The organism is Actinomycetospora sp. NBRC 106378 (assembly GCF_030269685.1).
Lineage (GTDB): Bacteria > Actinomycetota > Actinomycetes > Mycobacteriales > Pseudonocardiaceae > Actinomycetospora.
Map to the genome: position 1 here is coordinate 28,735 of NZ_BSTT01000008.1, position 17,896 is coordinate 46,630.

The 17,896-nt window shown below is 74.8% G+C and carries 17 protein-coding genes; 3 read left to right on the forward strand and 14 right to left on the reverse strand.

Annotated features, from left to right (window positions below; genetic code table 11):
• Positions 1-218: 218 nt before the first annotated feature.
• Positions 219-1,703 (forward strand): helix-turn-helix domain-containing protein, encoded by a 1,485-nt coding sequence (locus QSK00_RS18220; protein ID WP_285592628.1) that lies wholly within the window; start codon positions 219-221, stop codon positions 1,701-1,703.
• Between the two features lie 175 nt (positions 1,704-1,878).
• Here the strand turns inward: QSK00_RS18220 and QSK00_RS18225 are convergent, their stop codons facing one another.
• Positions 1,879-3,183, reverse strand: a complete 1,305-nt coding sequence (locus tag QSK00_RS18225; RefSeq protein ID WP_502872050.1) for an MFS transporter — start codon at positions 3,181-3,183, stop codon at positions 1,879-1,881.
• 72 nt (positions 3,184-3,255) lie between these two features.
• Between QSK00_RS18225 and QSK00_RS18230 the strand changes: the two genes are divergently transcribed.
• The gene (locus QSK00_RS18230) at positions 3,256-4,224 is read left to right on the forward strand and encodes a GlxA family transcriptional regulator (protein WP_285592630.1); all 969 of its coding nucleotides are present in this window, start codon (positions 3,256-3,258) and stop codon (positions 4,222-4,224) included.
• A 118-nt stretch (positions 4,225-4,342) separates the two neighbouring features.
• Here the strand turns inward: QSK00_RS18230 and QSK00_RS18235 are convergent, their stop codons facing one another.
• The 13 genes from QSK00_RS18235 to QSK00_RS18295 form a co-directional block, all read right to left on the reverse strand.
• Positions 4,343-5,215: a type III pantothenate kinase gene (locus QSK00_RS18235; protein ID WP_285592632.1), complete on the reverse strand. Its 873-nt coding sequence runs from the start codon at positions 5,213-5,215 to the stop codon at positions 4,343-4,345.
• A gap of 10 nt (positions 5,216-5,225) precedes the next feature.
• Positions 5,226-5,660, reverse strand: a complete 435-nt coding sequence (gene panD, locus QSK00_RS18240; RefSeq protein ID WP_285592634.1) for an aspartate 1-decarboxylase — start codon at positions 5,658-5,660, stop codon at positions 5,226-5,228.
• A complete protein-coding gene (gene panC, locus QSK00_RS18245) occupies positions 5,660-6,577 on the reverse strand; it encodes a pantoate--beta-alanine ligase (protein ID WP_502872051.1) in 918 nt (305 codons plus the stop codon). Before panC ends, panD begins: the two co-directional genes overlap by 1 nt.
• Complete coding sequence (locus QSK00_RS18250) at positions 6,574-7,518, reverse strand: Rossmann-like and DUF2520 domain-containing protein (RefSeq protein WP_285592636.1); 945 nt, start codon at positions 7,516-7,518, stop codon at positions 6,574-6,576. The genes panC and QSK00_RS18250 overlap by 4 nt, the downstream gene beginning before the upstream one ends.
• A 180-nt stretch (positions 7,519-7,698) precedes the next feature.
• Positions 7,699-8,979 (reverse strand): PrsW family intramembrane metalloprotease, encoded by a 1,281-nt coding sequence (locus QSK00_RS18255; protein WP_285592638.1) that lies wholly within the window; start codon positions 8,977-8,979, stop codon positions 7,699-7,701.
• A gap of 39 nt (positions 8,980-9,018) precedes the next feature.
• Positions 9,019-9,678 (reverse strand): DUF6779 domain-containing protein, encoded by a 660-nt coding sequence (locus tag QSK00_RS18260; RefSeq protein ID WP_285592640.1) that lies wholly within the window; start codon positions 9,676-9,678, stop codon positions 9,019-9,021.
• A 58-nt stretch (positions 9,679-9,736) separates the two neighbouring features.
• A complete protein-coding gene (locus QSK00_RS18265) occupies positions 9,737-10,207 on the reverse strand; it encodes a DUF3180 domain-containing protein (RefSeq protein ID WP_285592642.1) in 471 nt (156 codons plus the stop codon).
• Positions 10,207-10,728: a 2-amino-4-hydroxy-6-hydroxymethyldihydropteridine diphosphokinase gene (folK, locus tag QSK00_RS18270; protein ID WP_285592644.1), complete on the reverse strand. Its 522-nt coding sequence runs from the start codon at positions 10,726-10,728 to the stop codon at positions 10,207-10,209. The genes QSK00_RS18265 and folK overlap by 1 nt, the downstream gene beginning before the upstream one ends.
• Positions 10,725-11,135 carry a dihydroneopterin aldolase gene (folB, locus tag QSK00_RS18275; protein WP_285592646.1) on the reverse strand — a complete coding sequence of 137 codons (411 nt, stop codon included), beginning with the start codon at positions 11,133-11,135 and terminating at the stop codon, positions 10,725-10,727. Before folB ends, folK begins: the two co-directional genes overlap by 4 nt.
• On the reverse strand, positions 11,132-11,995 hold the full coding sequence (gene folP / locus QSK00_RS18280) for a dihydropteroate synthase (protein WP_502872052.1): 864 nt from the start codon (positions 11,993-11,995) through the stop codon (positions 11,132-11,134). The genes folB and folP overlap by 4 nt, the downstream gene beginning before the upstream one ends.
• Positions 11,996-12,008: 13 nt before the next feature.
• Positions 12,009-12,668, reverse strand: coding sequence for a GTP cyclohydrolase I FolE (folE, locus tag QSK00_RS18285; RefSeq protein WP_285592648.1), 660 nt, complete (start codon positions 12,666-12,668; stop codon positions 12,009-12,011).
• Between the two features lie 73 nt (positions 12,669-12,741).
• On the reverse strand, positions 12,742-15,294 hold the full coding sequence (gene ftsH, locus QSK00_RS18290) for an ATP-dependent zinc metalloprotease FtsH (RefSeq protein WP_285592650.1): 2,553 nt from the start codon (positions 15,292-15,294) through the stop codon (positions 12,742-12,744).
• Positions 15,295-15,429: 135 nt separating this feature from the next.
• Complete coding sequence (locus QSK00_RS18295; protein WP_285592652.1) at positions 15,430-16,998, reverse strand: helicase HerA-like domain-containing protein; 1,569 nt, start codon at positions 16,996-16,998, stop codon at positions 15,430-15,432.
• Between QSK00_RS18295 and QSK00_RS30505 the strand changes: the two genes are divergently transcribed.
• Positions 16,880-17,887, forward strand: a complete 1,008-nt coding sequence (locus tag QSK00_RS30505; RefSeq protein ID WP_502872053.1) for a Clp protease N-terminal domain-containing protein — start codon at positions 16,880-16,882, stop codon at positions 17,885-17,887. The genes QSK00_RS18295 and QSK00_RS30505 overlap by 119 nt on opposite strands.
• The last annotated feature ends 9 nt before the right edge of the window (positions 17,888-17,896 follow it).

Below are 17,896 nucleotides of genomic sequence, written 5' to 3' on the forward strand. Positions count from 1 at the left end.
CCTGTTCGAACGGAGAGGCGGTGACGTACAGCGCGCCCGCTCCTGTGACCCAGGACGCTAGGAAGCCGAGGGTTGCAACGACGTTGCACGCACGTGCGGCACGAGAAGGACCTACGTTCCGCGTCTGAGGAGCACTTGACCGAGGCAGTAAGGGTTGCCTCAGTGCCGGATGCGGCGCACGATGAGAGCTCGGTCCGACGAGGTCCACGGGGTGGTGGATGACGACGAGCGACCAGGCGTGGGGGGATCCCGTCGAGCGGGCGGCGGTCCTCGCGCGCGTCCGGGACGCCGTGCTCGGGGGCACGCGGGCGGAGGTCGACCCGAGGTCGGTCGTGTCGGACTCCTGGCGGCGCTCGCTCGCGGCCCATGTCGACCCCGACCACGGCGCGCCGGCCCACGTGTTCGACGACGGCGAGCTCGCCCGGATCCGGGAGCAGCACCCGCTCTCCCCCGTGCTCCCCCTGCTGCGGACCACGCTGCTGGAGATCGCCGACGAGGCGATGCACGTCATGATCGTCACCGACGCCCAGGGCCACATCCTGTGGCGGGAGGGTGCGGCCGGGATGCTGCACCTGGCCGACGACCTCGAGCTCGCGGAGGGCTTCCGCTGGAGCGAGGACTCCGCCGGCACCAACGCGATGGGCACCTCCCTCGCCGCGGACAGCGCCGTCCAGATCCACTCCTCGGAGCACCTCGTCGCGCAGTACCACCGGTTCACCTGCGCGGCCGCGCCGATCCACGACCCCGACACCGGCGAGGCCGTCGGCGCGGTCGACCTCACCGGCCCGGTCCGCACGTTCCATCCCAGCACCCTGGCGCTGGTCACCGCCGCCGCCCGGCTCGCCGAGAACCACCTCGCCACCCGCCAGGCGATCCGCGACGAGCGGCTCCGCACGCTGAACCTCCCCCACCTCTCCGGGCTGGACGCCCCGGGCGCGTTGCTCAGCCCGGCCGGTCGGGTCCTCGCCGCCACGCCGCACGGGTGGATCGACGATCGGATCACGCTCCCGGGTGCCGGCGACCGGGTCTCCCTCGGCGAGCACGGCGAGGGCGTCGTCGAACCCCTCGCCGAAGGCTGGCTGCTCCGACTGGAACCGTCGTCCGGGATGCGGGTCCGCCCGACGCTCGCACTGCCTTTCCTCGGCGCCCCGCGCCCGGTCGCCCGGCTCGACGGGCGGCCGGTCCGCCTCGGCGCCCGGCACGCCGAGCTGCTCGCCCTGCTCGCGATGCACCCCGAGGGGTTGTCCGCCGACGCGCTCGCCCTGGAGATCTACGGCGAGCGTGGCAACCCCGTCACCGTGCGCGCCGAGATGCACCGCCTGCGCCACCTGCTCGAATCGCTTCCCAACGGCGCGGGCGTGGTCAAGACGCAGCCCTACCGGATCGAGGCCCGCGTCGACGCCGACTTCCTGACCTTGCGCGACGCCCTGCGCTCCGGGGCGGTCCCCGACACCGCGCTGGTGGGGCGCGGGGAGCTGCTGCCGACCTCCGACGCCCCGGGCATCCGTGCCCTGCGCGACGAGCTCGACGTCGGCGTCCGCCGGGCCGTGCTGCGCGGCGGCGACACCGCCGCGCTCTGGGCTCTCGCGCGCACTCCCGCCGGTCGGGAGGACCTGGAACTCGTCGAGCGCCTGCGCCACCTGCTGCCGGTGAGCGACCCGCGGCACGCCGAGCTGCCGGATGGGGCCGCCGACGCGCCGTGATCGACCCGGTCCGTCGCCGTTCGAGCGGAGGGGCGGGTGGCGCCGGGGCCGTCGGTCGGGACCAGGTGACGGTACGACTCGGCGGGCGCACCGTGACCGGGACGCTGACCAACGGCGACATCACCACCAGCTGACCGTCCCTCCACGGGGGGGGAGGAAGTCGGTCACCCCCGGGTCAGCCGGGGGTGACCGACTCCCTCGGGGTCACGGTCCGCGTGATCGCGAGCGAGAGTCCCGCCGCCACCACGCAGAGCGCGCCCGCACCCCACCAGGCGCCGTCGTAGCTGCCGGTGGTGTCGCGCACGATGCCGGCGGTGAACGCCGCGATCGCGGACCCGATCTGGTGCGAGGCGAAGACCCAGCCGAACACGATCGGCCCGCGGTCGCCGAACCGCTCCCGGCACAGCGCCACGGTCGGCGGGACGGTCGCGACCCAGTCCAGCCCGTAGAAGACGATGAACGCCCACATCGGCGGGATCGCGGTGGGAGCGAGCAGCAGCGGGAGGACCAGCAGCGACGCCCCGCGCAGCACGTAGTAGACGGCGAGCAGCCGCCGCGGGTCCCAGCGGTCGGTGAGCCAGCCGGAGAGGATCGTCCCCGCCACGTCGAACACCCCGACCACGGCGAGCAGGCCCGCGGCGGTCGTCGCCGGCATCCCGTGGTCGTGCGCGGCGGGCACGAAGTGCGTCCCGAGCAGTCCGACGGTCGTCGCCCCGCAGATCGCGAACCCACCCGCGAGCAGCCAGAAGGTGCGGGTGCGCGCCGCCTCGCGCAGCACCGAGAGCGCGCGCCGGGCCGCCCCGCCCGCACCACCTGTCGTCGGGAACGCCGCCGCGACGGAGCCGGGGTCCGCGCCGTGGGCGACCGTGCCGACGTCGGCGGGCGAGTCCCGCAGGAACAGCACCACCACCGGCACGACGACGAGCGCTCCCGCGGCGACGAGCAGCGACGCCGCCCGCCAGCCGACGCTCTCGGAGAGCGCGGCCATGAGCGGCAGGAAGACGAGGCCGCCCGCGGCCTGCGCCGCCGTCAGGACCCCGCTGACGAGGCCGCGGCGCCGGACGAACCAGCGGCCGGTCACCGTCGCGACGAAGGCGAGCGCCATCGAGCCCGTGCCGACCCCGACCAGCACGCCCCAGAGCAGCATCAGCTGCCAGACCTGGGTCATGAACACGGTCAGCCCGCTGCCGGCCGCGACGAGGAGCAGGGCCCCGCCGACCACACGGCGCATCCCGAACCGCTCCATCAGGGCCGCGGCGAAGGGCGAGATGACGCCGTAGAGCACGAGGTTGATCGAGACCGCCGTCGAGATGGTGGCGGTCGACCAGCCGAACTCGTCGTGCAGCGGGGCGATGAGCACGCCGGGCGCGGACCGGAAGCCCGCGGCCCCCATGAGCGCGACGAAGGCCGTGGCGGCGACGGCCCACGGCCACCAGGAGGAGCGGGTGCGCGGGGTCGTCCGCGGGGCCTCGGTGGTCACGAGCCGGAACGATGCCGCCCCGGCAAGCCGGACACCAGTGGCAGGAATGCCATCCAGTGCAAGAATCCGGCCATGCCCCACGTCGTCGCCGTGCTCGCCCTGCCGCCGGTCGTCGGCTTCGACCTGGCGATCCCGCCGGAGGTCTTCGGGACCGCCGAGCGCGACGGGGAGCCGCTCTACGACGTCCGGGTCTGCGGGCTGGAGCCGGGCCCGGTCCCGACGACGGCGGGCTACGCCCTGCACGTCGAGCACGGGGTCGAGGCGCTCGCGGCCGCCGACACCGTCGTCGTGCCCGGCACCCACTACCTACCCGCGCGCCGCGACGGCGTCCTCCCGGCCGAGGTGCACGCGGCGCTGGCGCAGGTCCCCGACGGTGCACGCTGGATGTCGATCTGCACCGGCGCGTTCGTGCTGGCCGCCGCCGGCCGGCTCGACGGACGGCGGGCGACCACGCACTGGGCGCGGGCCGGCTCGCTGCGGGCCCTGCACCCCGGGGTGGAGGTCGACGAGGACGTGCTCTTCGTCGACGAGGGCGACCTCGCCACCTCCGCCGGCCTCGCCGCGGGCCTCGACCTGTGCCTGCACGTGGTGCGGCGCGACCACGGGGCGGCGGTGGCGAACGAGGTCGCCCGCCACCTCGTGGTGGCGCCCTGGCGCGACGGCGGGCAGGCCCAGTTCATCGAGCGGCCGCTTCCCGTCGACGACGGCGGGTCCACCGCGGCGACCCGGACCTGGGCCCGGGAGCACCTGGCGGAGCCGCTCGACGTCGCGGCCCTCGCGGGGCACGCCCAGATGAGCACGCGGACCTTCGCCCGCCGGTTCCGCGCCGAGACCGGCACGTCCCCGCACGCGTGGATCCTGGCGCAGCGGGTCGCCCGGGCCCGGCACCTGCTCGAGTCGACCGACCTGCCGGTCGACCGCGTCGCGGCCGACGCGGGCCTGGGCACCACGTCGTCGCTGCGGGCGCACCTGGCCGCCGACGTGGGGCTGTCGCCGCTGTCCTACCGCCGCACCTACCGGGCACCCCGGGCCGGGGCCTGACCGCGAACTCCTGTCGCGGGCTCCCGACCGGAGGGCGCACGCTTGTCGTTGTGAATCACTGCGACAAGGCCGCCGAGCCGGTGCCCCAGCCCGCGACAAGGCGGCTGCAGGTTGACCGTCACCGCCGGGCGCGGCGCTCCTCGCGGGCCCGCGCCGCCTCCTGGACGCGGCCGAACACGAGACGCAGGCCCTGGAGGGTCAGGTCGGGGACGTGGTGGGTGACCGTCGTGCACTCCGGGGCGACGACGGGCGCGAGCCCCCCGCACGCGACGACCGCGACCGGTCCGCGCCCCGCCGTGTCCTTGGCGGCGACCTCCGCGCCGATGCGCCGGACGAGCCCGTCGACCATCGCGGCGGCGCCGAGCACGAGACCGGCCTGCATCCCCTCGACGGTGGAGCGCCCCAGCACGGTGCGCGGCGCGACGAGCTCCACGGGGCGCAGCCCGGCGGCCCGCACGGCGAGGGCGTCCGCCGAGACCGCGACGCCGGCCGCGAGCGCGCCGCCCAGGAACTCGCCGTCGGCGGAGACCGCGTCGATGACGGTCGAGGTCCCGAAGGTGACCACGACGCAGGGCCCGCCGACCCGCTGGTGCGCGGCCAGGGCCTGCACCACCCGGTCGGCGCCGACCTCCTTCGGGTTGTCGACGAGCAGCGGCACGCCCGTGCGCACCCCGGGCTCGACGAGGACCCGGGCGACCCCCGCGAAGTGCCGGTCGAGCATCCCGCGCAGTTCCCGGAGCAGCGCGGGCACGGTCGACAGCGCAGCGACGCCGTCGACCTCCGCGAGCAGCGGGCCGAGCATCCCGCGCACCGTCAGGGCCAGCTCGTCGGCGGTGGCCCGCCGCTCCGTGCGGATCCGCGCGTCCCAGCGGGACGCGACCTCGGGCCCGTCGTCGGGAACGGGTTTCCCCGACGGAGCAACCGAGCACGCCGATAGGGGGTAGAGCGCGAGGGCCGTCTGCGTGTTGCCGACGTCGATGCAGAGCAGCACGGGGTCGGTACTAGTTCAACGCGGCGGCCCGCGTCCCCGGCACCAGCAGCGATGCCTCCGGGGCGTCGGCCGGCACGTAGGCGGGGTCGGAGCCCTGGTCGAGGACGCGGTTGCGGTCGTCCACGAAGACCACACGCGGGCGGTAGGCGCGTGCCTCGGCGTCGTCCATCTGCCCGTAGGCGATGAGGATGACGAGGTCGCCGGGGTGCACGAGGTGCGCGGCGGCGCCGTTGATCCCGATGACGCCGGAGCCGGCCTCGCCCGGGATCACGTAGGTCTCCAGGCGAGCGCCGTTGGTGACGTCGACGATCGCGACCTGCTCGCCCTCGAGCAGGTCCGCGGCGGCCATCAGGTCGGTGTCGACGGTGACCGACCCGACGTAGTGCAGGTCCGCGTCCGTGACCGTCGCCCGGTGGATCTTGGACTTGAGCATCGTGCGCAGCATCAGACTCTCTCCGTCACCGAGACGTGGGCGTTGTCGATCAGGCGGGTGGTGCCGAGGCGGGCGGCGATCAGCAGGCGGGCGTCGCCGATCGAGGGGGCGGGCCCGAGCTCCGGGTCGCGCAGCTCGACGTAGTCGACCTCGAGGGCCGGCTCGACGGCGAGCACCTCGCGGGCGGCCGCGACGACGGCTTCCGGGCCCTGCTCGCCCGCGTACTGACCGGCCGACAGCGCGGCGGAGATCGTGACCGCCTGCTGCCGCTGGGTCTCGTCGAGGTAGGCGTTGCGGCTGGACCGGGCGAGCCCGTCGGTCTCGCGGACGGTGGGGACGCCGACCACGTGGACGTCGATGTCGAGGTCGCGCACCATCCGGCGGATCAGGGCCAGCTGCTGCCAGTCCTTCTCGCCGAAGAACGCGACGTCGGGGACGCAGATCGCGAAGAGCTTGTTGACCACCGTCAGCATCCCGGCGAAGTGCCCGGGCCGGACGGCGCCCTCGAGCTGGTCGCCGAGCGGGCCGGGGTCGATCGAGGTGGTGAAACCGGCCGGGTACATGGTGTCGACGTCCGGCGCGAACACCAGCTCGACGCCCTCCTCGCGGCACATCTCGAGGTCGGCCTCGAAGGCGCGGGGATAGCGGTCGAAGTCCTCGGTCGGCCCGAACTGGCGCGGGTTCACGAAGATCGACACCACGGTGCTGGAGCCGGGGATCGAGCGGGCCCGGCGCATCAGTTCGCGGTGGCCGTCGTGCAGGGCGCCCATCGTCGGGACGAGGGTGACCCGGCGCCCGCCGCCGCGCATCGCCTTCGTGACGCGGCGCAGCGTGTTCGGGTCGGTGTGGACGGTGAGGCCGTCCTTGACGTACTTCGGCCGGGAACGCCCGAGCAGGTCGTGCGTGCGCAGGCTGGAGGGGCGGGTCACGGCGTGTGCCTCTCGAAGGTGTCGATGACGGCGGTGAACTCGTCGTCGCCGATGAGCCCGCCGTCGTGGGCACGCTCGGCGGTGCGGCGGGCGAGGGCGCGGTAGAGCTCGGCCGACTGCGGGGCCCGCGCGTCGAGGTGGCGCAGGTGGGTCGCGACGGTGCCCGCGTCGCCGCGGACGACCGGGCCGGTCAGGGCGCGGTCGCCGAGGCGCAGGGCGTTGTCCAGCGCGGCCGACAGCAGCGGCGCGAGCACCCGCTCGGCCGGCTCGATCCCGGCGTCGCGCAGCAGGTCGGCCGCCTCGCGCACGAGCGTGATCAGGTGGTTCGCGCCGTGCGCGAGCGCCGCGTGGTAGAGCGGGCGCATCTGTTCGGGGATGCGGACCGGCTCCGCCCCGATCTCGAGGACGAGCGCCTCGCCGACCAGCCAGGCCGCCTCGGCGTCCTCGGACGGCCCGCTGTTCGCCGTCACCCCGACGCACGCCCCGGCGAGCCGCGTGACGTCCTCGGGGCGCCCGGTGATCGTCATCGCGGGATGCAGGGCGATCGGCAGCACGTCGTGCTCCGCGGCCGGGGAGAGCACGCCGACGCCGTGCGAACCGCAGGTGTGCACCAGGATCTGGCCCGGTCGCAGGCACCCCGACGCCGCGAGCCCACGGACGAGCCCGGGCAGGACGTCGTCGGGCACGGCGAGCAGGGCCAGGTCGGCGTTCCGCACGACCTCGTCGGGCGGCAGGATCTCCGCCCCGGGCAGCAGGGCCTCGGCGCGGGCGCGCGAGGCGCGGGAGACCGCGGACGCGGCGACCACCGTGTGGCCGGCTCCCGCCAGCGCGGCACCCATCACGGCGCCGACCCGCCCGGCGGAGACTACGCCGACGTCGAGCCGCGCGGGCCTGGGTTCACCGACCGGCCCGGCTTCGTTGCCGGAGGCGCTCACGAGCACACCCCTTCACCACTCGTCGTTCCCGTCCCGCTCAGCGGAGCGGGTACCGGACGATGCGCCCGCGAGGGTAGACGCGCCACGGCACCGGGGTGGTCGCGGGTGATCGGGATGACAGTCGGGCCGGATGTCAGCGGTGGCACACGGCTGACACCCGACGTCCGGGCCGGGACACGCCCGGGGCTACCCCCGCGGTTGCTGCCAGGGTTGCGACGGCGGGTACTGCGGCCCGGGCCCGCCCCGTCCGGGTCCGGGAGGACCCGCCGTCGGGAAGGGTCCCGACGGCGGCCGCGGTCCCGGGGGCGGGCCGGGCGGCGGCTGGTGCCCCTGGGGGACGCCGGGCGCGGTCACCGCGGCCATGCGGGTGCGGACGACGTTGTCGAGGAGCTCGGCGTGCCAGCGCGGGTCGGGCGGGATGGCGCCGCGTTCGGCGCGGGCGCGCAGGAAGGCCAGCTCGGACACCGCGTGCTGGTAGTGCACGACGGCGTTCGCGGCGGGCTTCCCCGCGGTCCGGCGGACGGCCGAGAGCCAGCGGCGGCGGCCGGACATGCTGCCCAGCAGCGGGACCTCGCTCTCGGCGATCCAGCCCGCCGCCGCGAAGCCCGGCATCTGGCGGGCCAGCACGTCGCGCTCGCGGCGTCGCTGCCACACGACGAGGCCGAGGAGCGCGAGGAACAGCGGCACCATGATCAGGATGTAGACGCCGAAGAACCCGGGGCCGAGCTGCGTCGCGGAGTTCCACAACGCGTGCAGGACGACCGCGAGCACGTAGCCCACCGCGATCGCGAGGGCCCCGGCGGCCCGCGACCGGATGCTCGCCGCGATGCCGACCCCGATGCCCGTCATGGCCGTGAACAGCGGGTGGGCGAACGGCGAGAGCACCCCGCGCAGGATGAACGTGACGATCACGCCCGCCACGGGGGCGGTGCCGTCGTCGGTGAAGGCGCGGCCGAAGTAGATGATGTTCTCGGTGAAGGCGAAGCCCGCGCCGACGAACCCGGCGTAGACCACGCCGTCGACGATCCCGTCGAACTCGCGCCGCCGGAACAGCAGCAGCCCCACCACGAACGCGCCCTTGACGAACTCCTCGACCAGCGGAGCCGAGATCACGGCGCCGACGAAGTCACCCTGCCCCTGCCCGAGGAGCAGCTCGGCCGCGAGCACCGCGCTCGAGTTGATGATCAGCGCCACGAGGGCGGCGAAGCCGGCACCCCAGAGGAACGCGGTGAGCAGCAGGCGCGGCGGTTCGGGCTCCCAGCGGTCGATCCAGGCGAACGCGAGGAGCACCGGGCCGACCGGGAGCAGCGCGCAGATCGCGCCGACGATGACACCGCCCGCCCCGATCTCCGTGCTGGCGAACCCCACGGCGACCAGCGCGCAGATGCCGAGCACGATGAGCCCGAGGACGGGCCAGACCAGCGTGCGGCGTTGCTGCGGGGCGAGCCGCACCGGGGAGGCGATCACCCTGCCGCAGGGTAGTGGCTCCGCGCCGTCGCGGCGGGATCAGCGTGGCGGGCGGCGACGTTCCTGCGCGTGCGCGGCCAGCAGCTCGGCCACCGTGCGCCCGCCCGTGCCCCGACCGGGAGCGGAGGGGTGCGAGACCTCGTTGACGTGCGGGCGGGCCGGACGCGGGCCGTGCCCGGCGCCGGGGTGTGCGGGTCGACCCGGCGGCCCCTCCCCGGCGACGACGTGCAGCTGCGGCGGGAGCGGCGCGGCCCGGGTCTCGGCGTTCTCCAGGTGCGAGCGCAGCCGCTCGACCTCCGCGCGCAGCCCCGCCAGCTCCTGGCCGGCCTCGGCGGCGACCTCGCGCCGGACCGTCTGCTCGACGGTCAGCTCGTGCTCGCGGCGGGCGTCGATCTCGGCCGCGAGCTCCAGCTCGTAGGTGCGGCGCATCGACTCGAGCTCGTGCTCGGGGTCGGTGCCGCCGGCCCCGCTGCGGCGGGCGAGGGCGGCGACCGCGAGCAGGGCCGCCCAGAGTCCGGCGATCACCCCGAGACGCAGCAGCCGCTCGTCGTCGGCGAGCACGACCGCCGCCGCCGCGACCGCGGCGCAGAGCGCCGTGACGACGAGCAGCACGCGGACGACGGGGTCTCCGGGCCGTCCGCCCCCCGCGGACGGGGACGGGCGCGACCCGCGGCGCCGGTCGGCCCGGGGGGTGGCCATGTCCGAAGCGTACCGATCGCGACCGGACGACCACGGCGAGGTCCGGTGTCCGGTCTGCTCAGCGACGGTCGTCGGGGACGCGGGACTCCGGATCGTCGGGGGTGCGACAGCACCACTCGAGCGCGAGGGCCGCCGCGACGAGGACGGCGGCGCCGACGATCCCGATCACCGCCGCGGTGGTGTCCGAGGCCGCGGCCGCCACCTCGGCGCGCCGTGGCAGCACGAAGGCGAGCACCCCGCACCACGCCCCGCCGACCAGTGCCCCGGCGAGCGCCGAGGCCTTCGCGAGGGCGACCGCGCGGGCGGCGGCGAGCGCATCGACCGGCCGGGCGCCGGGCCGCTGCTGGATGCGCCGGTAGAGCACGACAGCGATCCCGCCCTCGACGAGGCCGAGCACGAGGAACGTCAGCCCGGCGGGCGCGGGCAGCGGCGGGATCGAACCGTAGAGCCGACCGAGCACCAGGTTGGTGGCGAGCCCGGCGGCGACGGCGAGCACGAGCAGGACCGACGGGCTGGTGCGCGTGGTCATCAGCCCTCCCTCGACTCCCTGGTGTCCAGGTGGACGCCCGCGCGCTCCTCGGCGGGCAGCGCGGCGAGCAGGTCGGCGACCCGCCCGCGACCGGGGACGTCGTCGTCCGGGGCGATCTCCGCCCAGGGCACGAGGACGAACGCCCGCTCGTGCAGCCGCGGGTGGGGCAGGAGCAGCTCGGGATCGTCGCTCTGCATCCCGACGCCGTCGGTGTCGGTCACCGTGAGCACGTCGACGTCGAGGGTGCGCGGCCCCCACCGGACGGCGCCGTCGGTGCGGTCACGCTCGCGGGCCTGCTCGGCCGACCGGGCGCGGGCGAGCCACACCCACGGGCCGGCCTCGGCGTCGTCGACGGCCACCACGAGGTTGAGGAAGTCGTCCTGGTCGACTCCGCCCCACGGGGCGGTGCGGTAGACCGACGACACCGCCCGGGTCCACGGCGCGAGCCCCGCGAGACCGGCCGCCAGGTGCGCGCGCCGGTCACCGAGGTTCGAGCCCAGTGACAGGACGGCCCGCGTCACGTGCCCTCCGGGCGCCGACCGCCGGAGGTGGACCGCGGGCGGCTGCGCCGGATCCGGACCGCCACGTCGTCGAACGGCCGCGCGATCGGCGCCTGCGGCTTGTGCAGGGTCACCTCGACCTCGGCCACCCGCGGGTCGTCGAGGACCACGTCGGCGACGTCGGACGCCACCACTTCGATGAGCGCCCGCGGGGCGCCCTCCACGACCACGGCGGCGGCCTCGGCGAGCGCCCCGTAGTCGACGGTGTCGTCGAGGTCGTCGCTGCGTCCGGCGGCGGTGAGGTCGACCTGCAGGACGAGGTCGAGGACGAAGTCCTGCCCGTCACGGCGCTCGTGGTCGAACACGCCGTGGTGACCGCGGACGCGGAGGCCCCGCAGCTCGATCGTGTCGGTGGGCTGGGCGCTCACGGCTCGGTCCTCGCGGCGCGGGAGGTGCCCCAGTGCCAGGCGGCGGCGACCGCGACGGCGTCCAGGGAGGCTCCGACCTCGTGGACACGGACCCCCCACGCGCCGGCGTTGGCGGCGAGGGCGGACACCGCCGCCGTCGCGTGCTCACGGCCGTCGGGCGGGCGGGGCGTGCCGTCGTCGTCGGCGAGCAGGGCTCCGAGGAACCGCTTGCGGGAGGCGCCGACGAGCACCGGGAAGTCGAGCGCGGTGAACACGTCGAGCTTGCGCAGGAGCTGCCAGTTGTGCGCGGCGGTCTTCGCGAAGCCCAGGCCCGGGTCGAGCACCAGGCGGGCCGGGTCGACCCCGGCGAGGACGGCCCGGTCGATCTGCTCGATCAGCTCCGCGAGCACCTCGCCGACGACGTCCTCGTAGCTCGCGAGGCTCGCCATCCGGTCGGACGGGCCGCGCCAGTGCATGAGCACCCAGCCGCAGCCGGCGTCGGCGACCACCCGGGCCATCGTCGGGTCGGCGAGCCCGCCGGAGACGTCGTTGACCAGCTCGGCGCCGGCTTCGAGGGCCTTCACGGCGACCTCGGCGCGCGTGGTGTCCACGCTGACGCGGACGCCCTGGGCGACCAGCTCCGCGATGACGGGCACGACCCGCTCGATCTCGGTGGCGGCGTCGACGCGCTCCGCGCCCGGACGGGTGGACTCGCCCCCGACGTCGACGTAGGTCGCCCCGCGCTGCGCCATCGCGACCCCGTGCGCAACGGCGTCGTCACGGTGCACCCACCGTCCGCCGTCGGAGAAGGAGTCGGGGGTGACGTTGAGGACGCCCATCACCAGGCAGTGGTTGGGACGGATCAGCGCGGAGGGCGACACGGGGTCGGGACCCTCAGTGCCGGATCAGCCCGAGCGCCTCGGCCCGGGTGCTCGCGGACGACTTGAGGACGCCCCGCACGGCCGAGGTGGTGGTGCGCGAGCCGGGCTTGCGGACCCCGCGCGCGGACATGCACTGGTGCTCGGCGTCGATCACCACGAGGACGCCGCGCGCCCCCAGGGTGCTGTCCAGCGCGTCGGCCACCTGGGTGGTGAGCCGCTCCTGCACCTGCGGGCGCCGGGCGTAGAGGTCCACGAGGCGGGCGAGCTTCGACAGCCCGGTCACACGGCCGTCGGGCCCGGGCAGGTAGGCGACGTGGGCGACGCCGTGGAACGGGAGCAGGTGGTGCTCGCACATGGAGAACAGCGGGATGTCGCGCACCAGGACCAGTTCGTCGTGGTCCTCGGAGAACGTGCGCTCCAGCACCGCGGCCGGGTCGGTCCACAGCCCGGCGAACAGCTCCCGGTAGGACCGCGCCACCCGCGCGGGGGTGTCGCGCAGGCCCTCGCGGTCGGGGTCCTCCCCGATACCGATGAGTAGTTCGCGGACGGCGGCCTCGACCCGGGACGCGTCGAACGCCTCGAGCCGGTCCTGGTCGACGCCCTTCGCCGTCCCGTTCCGCTCGTCCTCGTACTCGTAGTCGACGGGTCGGTCCGTCTCCTGGCTGGTGGTCACGTCTCCCTCGCCCGGTTCTCGGGTGCGCGGGTCGGCCCGCGCCTCCGTGTGGGGGACGAGTGGCCGCCGCTGGTCAGCTCTCCGTGCGACCGTCGGGACGACGGCCGTCCGGATCACCGTACGGGTTCGGGCCGCCCTCGCCCGGCGATGTGAACGAGGTCCCGGCCTGGTCGTGGTCCGGAGCACTCCGGCGCCCACCGTCCTCGGGCGCGGCGTGCTGGCCCCCGGTGCTCTGCCATCCCGACGGCGAGGAGCCCGAGCCGTGCTGCCCGTAGGGCCGCGTGTTCGGGTCCCACGACGTGCCGCGCGGCGTGGTGCCCGGCGTCCAGCCGGGGGGCGCCCCGTAGTTCGGCGGCACCGCCGACGGCGGCTGCTGCTGCGAGGAGCCGCCGGTGCGGTAGACGTCCGGGATGCCCCAGCCCGAGGTGCCCGGGCCGGTCTGGCGCTCGCCGCCGGGTCCGACGGCGGGCGTGCCCACCGGCGGGGTGTTCGGAGCGCCCCAGCCGCCGTGGCCGTTCTGGCCCTGGCCGTTCTGGCCCTGGCCGTTCTGGCCCTGGCCGACACCGTTCTGGCCGTTCTGCCCATGGGCGCCCTGGCCGTTCGGCCCGTGCCCGTTGGTGCCCGCACCGACGCGCGCCGGCTCGCGGCGCTCGTCCTCCGGCGGCCACGGCTCGCCCCGCTCCGTGGCGATCTCGCGGCGCGTCTTGATCGGCGGACGGTCGGAGGGCGTGCGCTCCCCGAAGTCGTTGAACGCCGTGATGCGCGGACGCTTGGTGACCGAGGCGAAGACCCGCTCCAGGTCCTTGCGCTGCAGCGTCTCGTGCTCGATCAGCTCACCGGTCAGTGCGTCGAGCGCGTCGCGGTGGGTGTTGAGGATCTCCCACGCCTCGGTGTGCGCGGCCTCGATGAGCTTGCGCACCTCCTCGTCGATCTCGTGGGCGACCTCGAGCGAGTAGTCCGACTGCTTGCCCGCGGTGCGGCCGAGGAAGGGCTCGCCCTGCTCCTGGCCGTACTTCACGGCACCGAGCTTCGCGCTCATGCCGTACTCGGTGACCATCGCGCGGGCGATCTTCGTCGCCTGCTCGATGTCGGAGGAGGCACCCGTCGTCGGCTCGTGGAAGACGAGTTCCTCGGCCGAGCGGCCACCCATCGCGAACACGAGGCGGGCGATCATCTCCGAACGGGTCATCAACTCCTTGTCGTCCTCCGGGACGACGAGGGCGTGCCCGCCGGTACGACCGCGCGGCAGGATCGTCACCTTGTAGACCGGCTCGATGTCCGGCATCGCCCACGCGGCCAGGGCGTGCCCGGCCTCGTGGTAGGCGGCGACCTTCTTCTCCTGCTCGGAGATGATCCGGCTCTTGCGGGCCGGGCCGCCGATCACGCGGTCGACCGACTCCTCCAGCGAGGCGCCGGTGATCTGCTGCTGGTTGAGGCGCGCGGTGAGCAGCGCGGCCTCGTTCAGGACGTTCGCGAGGTCGGCGCCGGAGAACCCGACGGTGCGCTTGGCGAGCCCGTCGAGGTCGGCGTCGGGGGCGAGCGGCTTGCCCTTGCCGTGCACGGCGAGGATCTGGCGGCGGCCCGCGAGGTCCGGGGCCGCGACGGGGATCTGCCGGTCGAAGCGGCCGGGCCGCAGCAGCGCCGGGTCGAGGATGTCGGGCCGGTTGGTGGCCGCGATGAGGATGATCCCGCCGCGGGCGTCGAAGCCGTCCATCTCGACGAGCAGCTGGTTCAGCGTCTGCTCGCGCTCGTCGTGCCCGCCGCCCATGCCGGCGCCGCGGTGGCGGCCGACGGCGTCGATCTCGTCGACGAACACGATGCACGGCGAGTTCTGCTTGGCCTGCTCGAACAGGTCACGCACGCGGGAGGCACCGACACCGACGAACATCTCGACGAAGTCCGAACCGGAGATCGTGTAGAACGGCACACCCGCCTCGCCGGCCACCGCGCGGGCCAGCAGGGTCTTGCCGGTCCCGGGCGGGCCGTAGAGCAGGACACCCTTCGGGATCTTCGCGCCGAGCGCCTGGTAGCGCGTCGGGTTCTGCAGGAAGTCCTTGATCTCGTAGAGCTCCTCGACGGCCTCGTTGGCGCCGGCGACGTCGGCGAAGGTCGTCTTGGGCATGTCCTTGTTGAGCTGCTTGGCCTTGGACTTGCCGAACGACAGGACGCGGTTGCCGCCGCCCTGCGCGTTCATCATCCAGAACAGCAGCACCAGGACGAGGCCCAGCGGGATCAGGTAGATCAACATCTGGCCGAGCAGGGACTCCTGCGTGACCTGGGTGTCGAAGCCGTTGCGGGCCGGGTTCTCCCGCAGCTCCGTGAAGATCTGGTTCCCGGCGGCGGCCGGGTACTGCGCGTAGATCTGCGTGGTGCGCGTCGGTGCCCCGGACGTGCCGTCCGCGGGCGGGACGTCGACGGGGTTTACCAGCGTCATGCGCAGACGCTGTTCCTTGTCCTCGAGCGTGACCTCGGCGACGTTGCGCTGGTCGATCTGCTGGAGGGCCAGGGACGTCGAGGCCTGGGTGTAACCACGCGTGTCGCTGAAGAACGACGACACGACCAGGTAGACGACGAAGAGCACCACGATCCAGATCAGCGGATTGCGGAGCAGGCGCTTGCGGTCCATGCGGTGGCGGCCGGTGCGGCCTCGACCCTCCCCGGGTTGACTCACTGCCGTCTGTCATGCCAGGGAAGCCCTGATGGATGCCAATGTACCCCGGCCCACCGACACCGACCCGGGCGCGGCGTGACGTGCGCGACCTCAGCGGCGCCGGCGCGCCGTGCCGAACAGCCCGCGGCTGATCTCCCGACCTGCCGCGCTCGCGGCGGAACGCAGGAACGAGCGCACCATCGGGTTCGCCATCGCCTTCTCGAAGAGGCCCGGACCCTCGTCCGCCTCGGGCGGCGGGGCCTGCGGGGGCGCCGGCTGCGGCGGCTGGTCGGCGGGGACCGGCTCGGCCTGCCCCTGCGGCGCCTGCGTCGCCCCGGTCCGCGCCGAGAGGCGCTCGTAGGCCGACTCCCGGTCGACCGTCTCGCCGTAGCGGGCCCACAGCGGCGAGGCCTTCGCCGCCTCCGTCACCGCCGGCTCCCCGATCGCCGCCATCAGCGAGCGGGGGGCCCGCAGCCGTGTCCACGCCACGGGCGTCGGGGCGCCCCGCTCGGAGAGCACGGTGACGATCGCCTCGCCGATACCGAGCGAGGTCAGCGACGTCTCGATGTCGTAGACCGTCGACTTCGGGTACGTCCGGGCGGTCCGCGTCAGGGCCTTCTGGTCGTCCGGGGTGAAGGCGCGCAGCGCGTGCTGCACCCGGGCGCCCAGCTGGGAGAGGACGTCGTTGGGGATGTCCGTGGGGAGCTGCGTGCAGAAGAAGACGCCCACGCCCTTCGACCGGATCAGCTTGACCGTCTGCTCGATGCGGTCGAGGAAGGCCTTCGACGCGTCGGCGAAGAGCAGGTGCGCCTCGTCGAAGAAGAACACGAGCTTCGGCTTGTCGAGGTCGCCGGCTTCAGGAAGGTCCTCGAACAGCTCGGCGAGCAGCCACATGAGGAAGGTCGAGAACAGCGTCGGGTCGGCCTGCTGGTCGGCGAGCTCGAGGAGCGTCACCACGCCCCGGCCGTCCTCGACCGCGAGCAGGTCGGCCGGGTCGAACTCCGGCTCCCCGAAGAACTGGTCGCCGCCGCGGGCCTCGAGGTTGACCAGCGCCCGCAGGATGACGCCCGCCGTCGCCGTCGAGACCCCGCCGATGCCCTTGAGCTCGGCCTTGCCCTCGTCGGAGAGCAGGTGCTGGATGACCGCGCGCAGGTCCTTGGTGTCCAGCAGGGCCAGGCCCTGCTGGTCGGCCCAGTGGAAGATCAGGCCGAGGGTCGACTCCTGGGTGGCGTTGAGGCCGAGGACCTTCGAGAGCAGGATCGGTCCGAACGCGGTGATCGTCGCGCGGACGGGGACGCCGACGCCGGAGGCGCCCAGCGAGAGGAAGCGCACCGGGTAGGCGGTGGGCGCCCAGTCGTCGCCGGTCTCCTGCGCGCGCTTCGTCGTCCGGTCGCTCGTCTCGCCGGCGCGGGCCAGCCCGGAGAGGTCGCCCTTGACGTCGGCGAGCATCACCGGGACGCCGGCGGCGGAGCACTGCTCGGCGAGGTTCTGCAGCGTCTTGGTCTTCCCGGTCCCGGTGGCACCGGCGACCAGGCCGTGGCGGTTCAGCGTGGCGAACGGGATGCGCACCCGCGCGGCCGGATCGGTGGCCCCGTCGATCACCACCGCCCCGAGCTCGAGTGCGGCCCCGTCCGTGGCGTACCCGGCGGCGATCTGGGTCGCGGCCTCGTTCCCGGTCACGGCGGGGAGAGTAGCCGGTCCGACGGTCGCGGCCGTCCCGACGACGGCGGTGGTCGCGACACGCCGCACGACGGCGCGATTCCCGCCGATCGGGGGACCCCGGCCGTCCGGAAACGGACTGCGGACGACCGGCGACGGCCCTCGTCCCCCACTCGTCTCCCTCCGCCCGCCCCGACAGCCCGGTCGGGGACGTCGCACGGTGACACTCGGTCGAAGATCTCACCCCTCCGGCCGATCCGGGTTGGGAGCTCGGCCCACGGCCTGCCACGCTGCGGTCATGGCGCTCCCCACCGCCCAGCCCCGGGTCCCCGGCCCCGGCGCGAGCCCCCGTCGTCAGGTCTCGGCCGAGGTCGCCCGAGTGCTGGAGCTCGCTCGTCAGGAGGCCGCCGAGCGCGGCCACCACTGGATCGGCACCGCACACCTGCTGCGGGCCCTCGTCCGGGCCGACGGCCCGGAGGCCGGTCTGCTGGCCGCGGCCGGTGTGACCGACCGCGGCAGCGACACCGCCCTGACCCTGGCCGTCTGGTCCTCCGCCGGCGAGCCCGACCCGTCCGGGCCGCCCGGTCCCCCGATGGCGAACGACGCCGTCCGGGAGGTCCTCGCCGCCGCGCACGTGCGCGCGGCCGGGCTCGACCGCGACGTGTCGGTCTCCGACCTCTTCTCCGCGCTGCTCCGGCAGAGCGGGGGGCAGGCCGCGGACATGCTCACCACTCTGGGCGCGGACGCGGACCGGCTGCTCGACGCCCTCGCCGGGCTCGACGCGCTCACCGGCCCCGTCCCGCCGGAGGTCGCGGCCCGTCGCCCGTCCCCGGTGCGCCGGATCCAGCCGCGCGACCCGGGTGCGCTGCTCTCGGCGGCGTGGCGCGGCGAGGAGTCCCGCACCGCGTAGGTGGCCTCC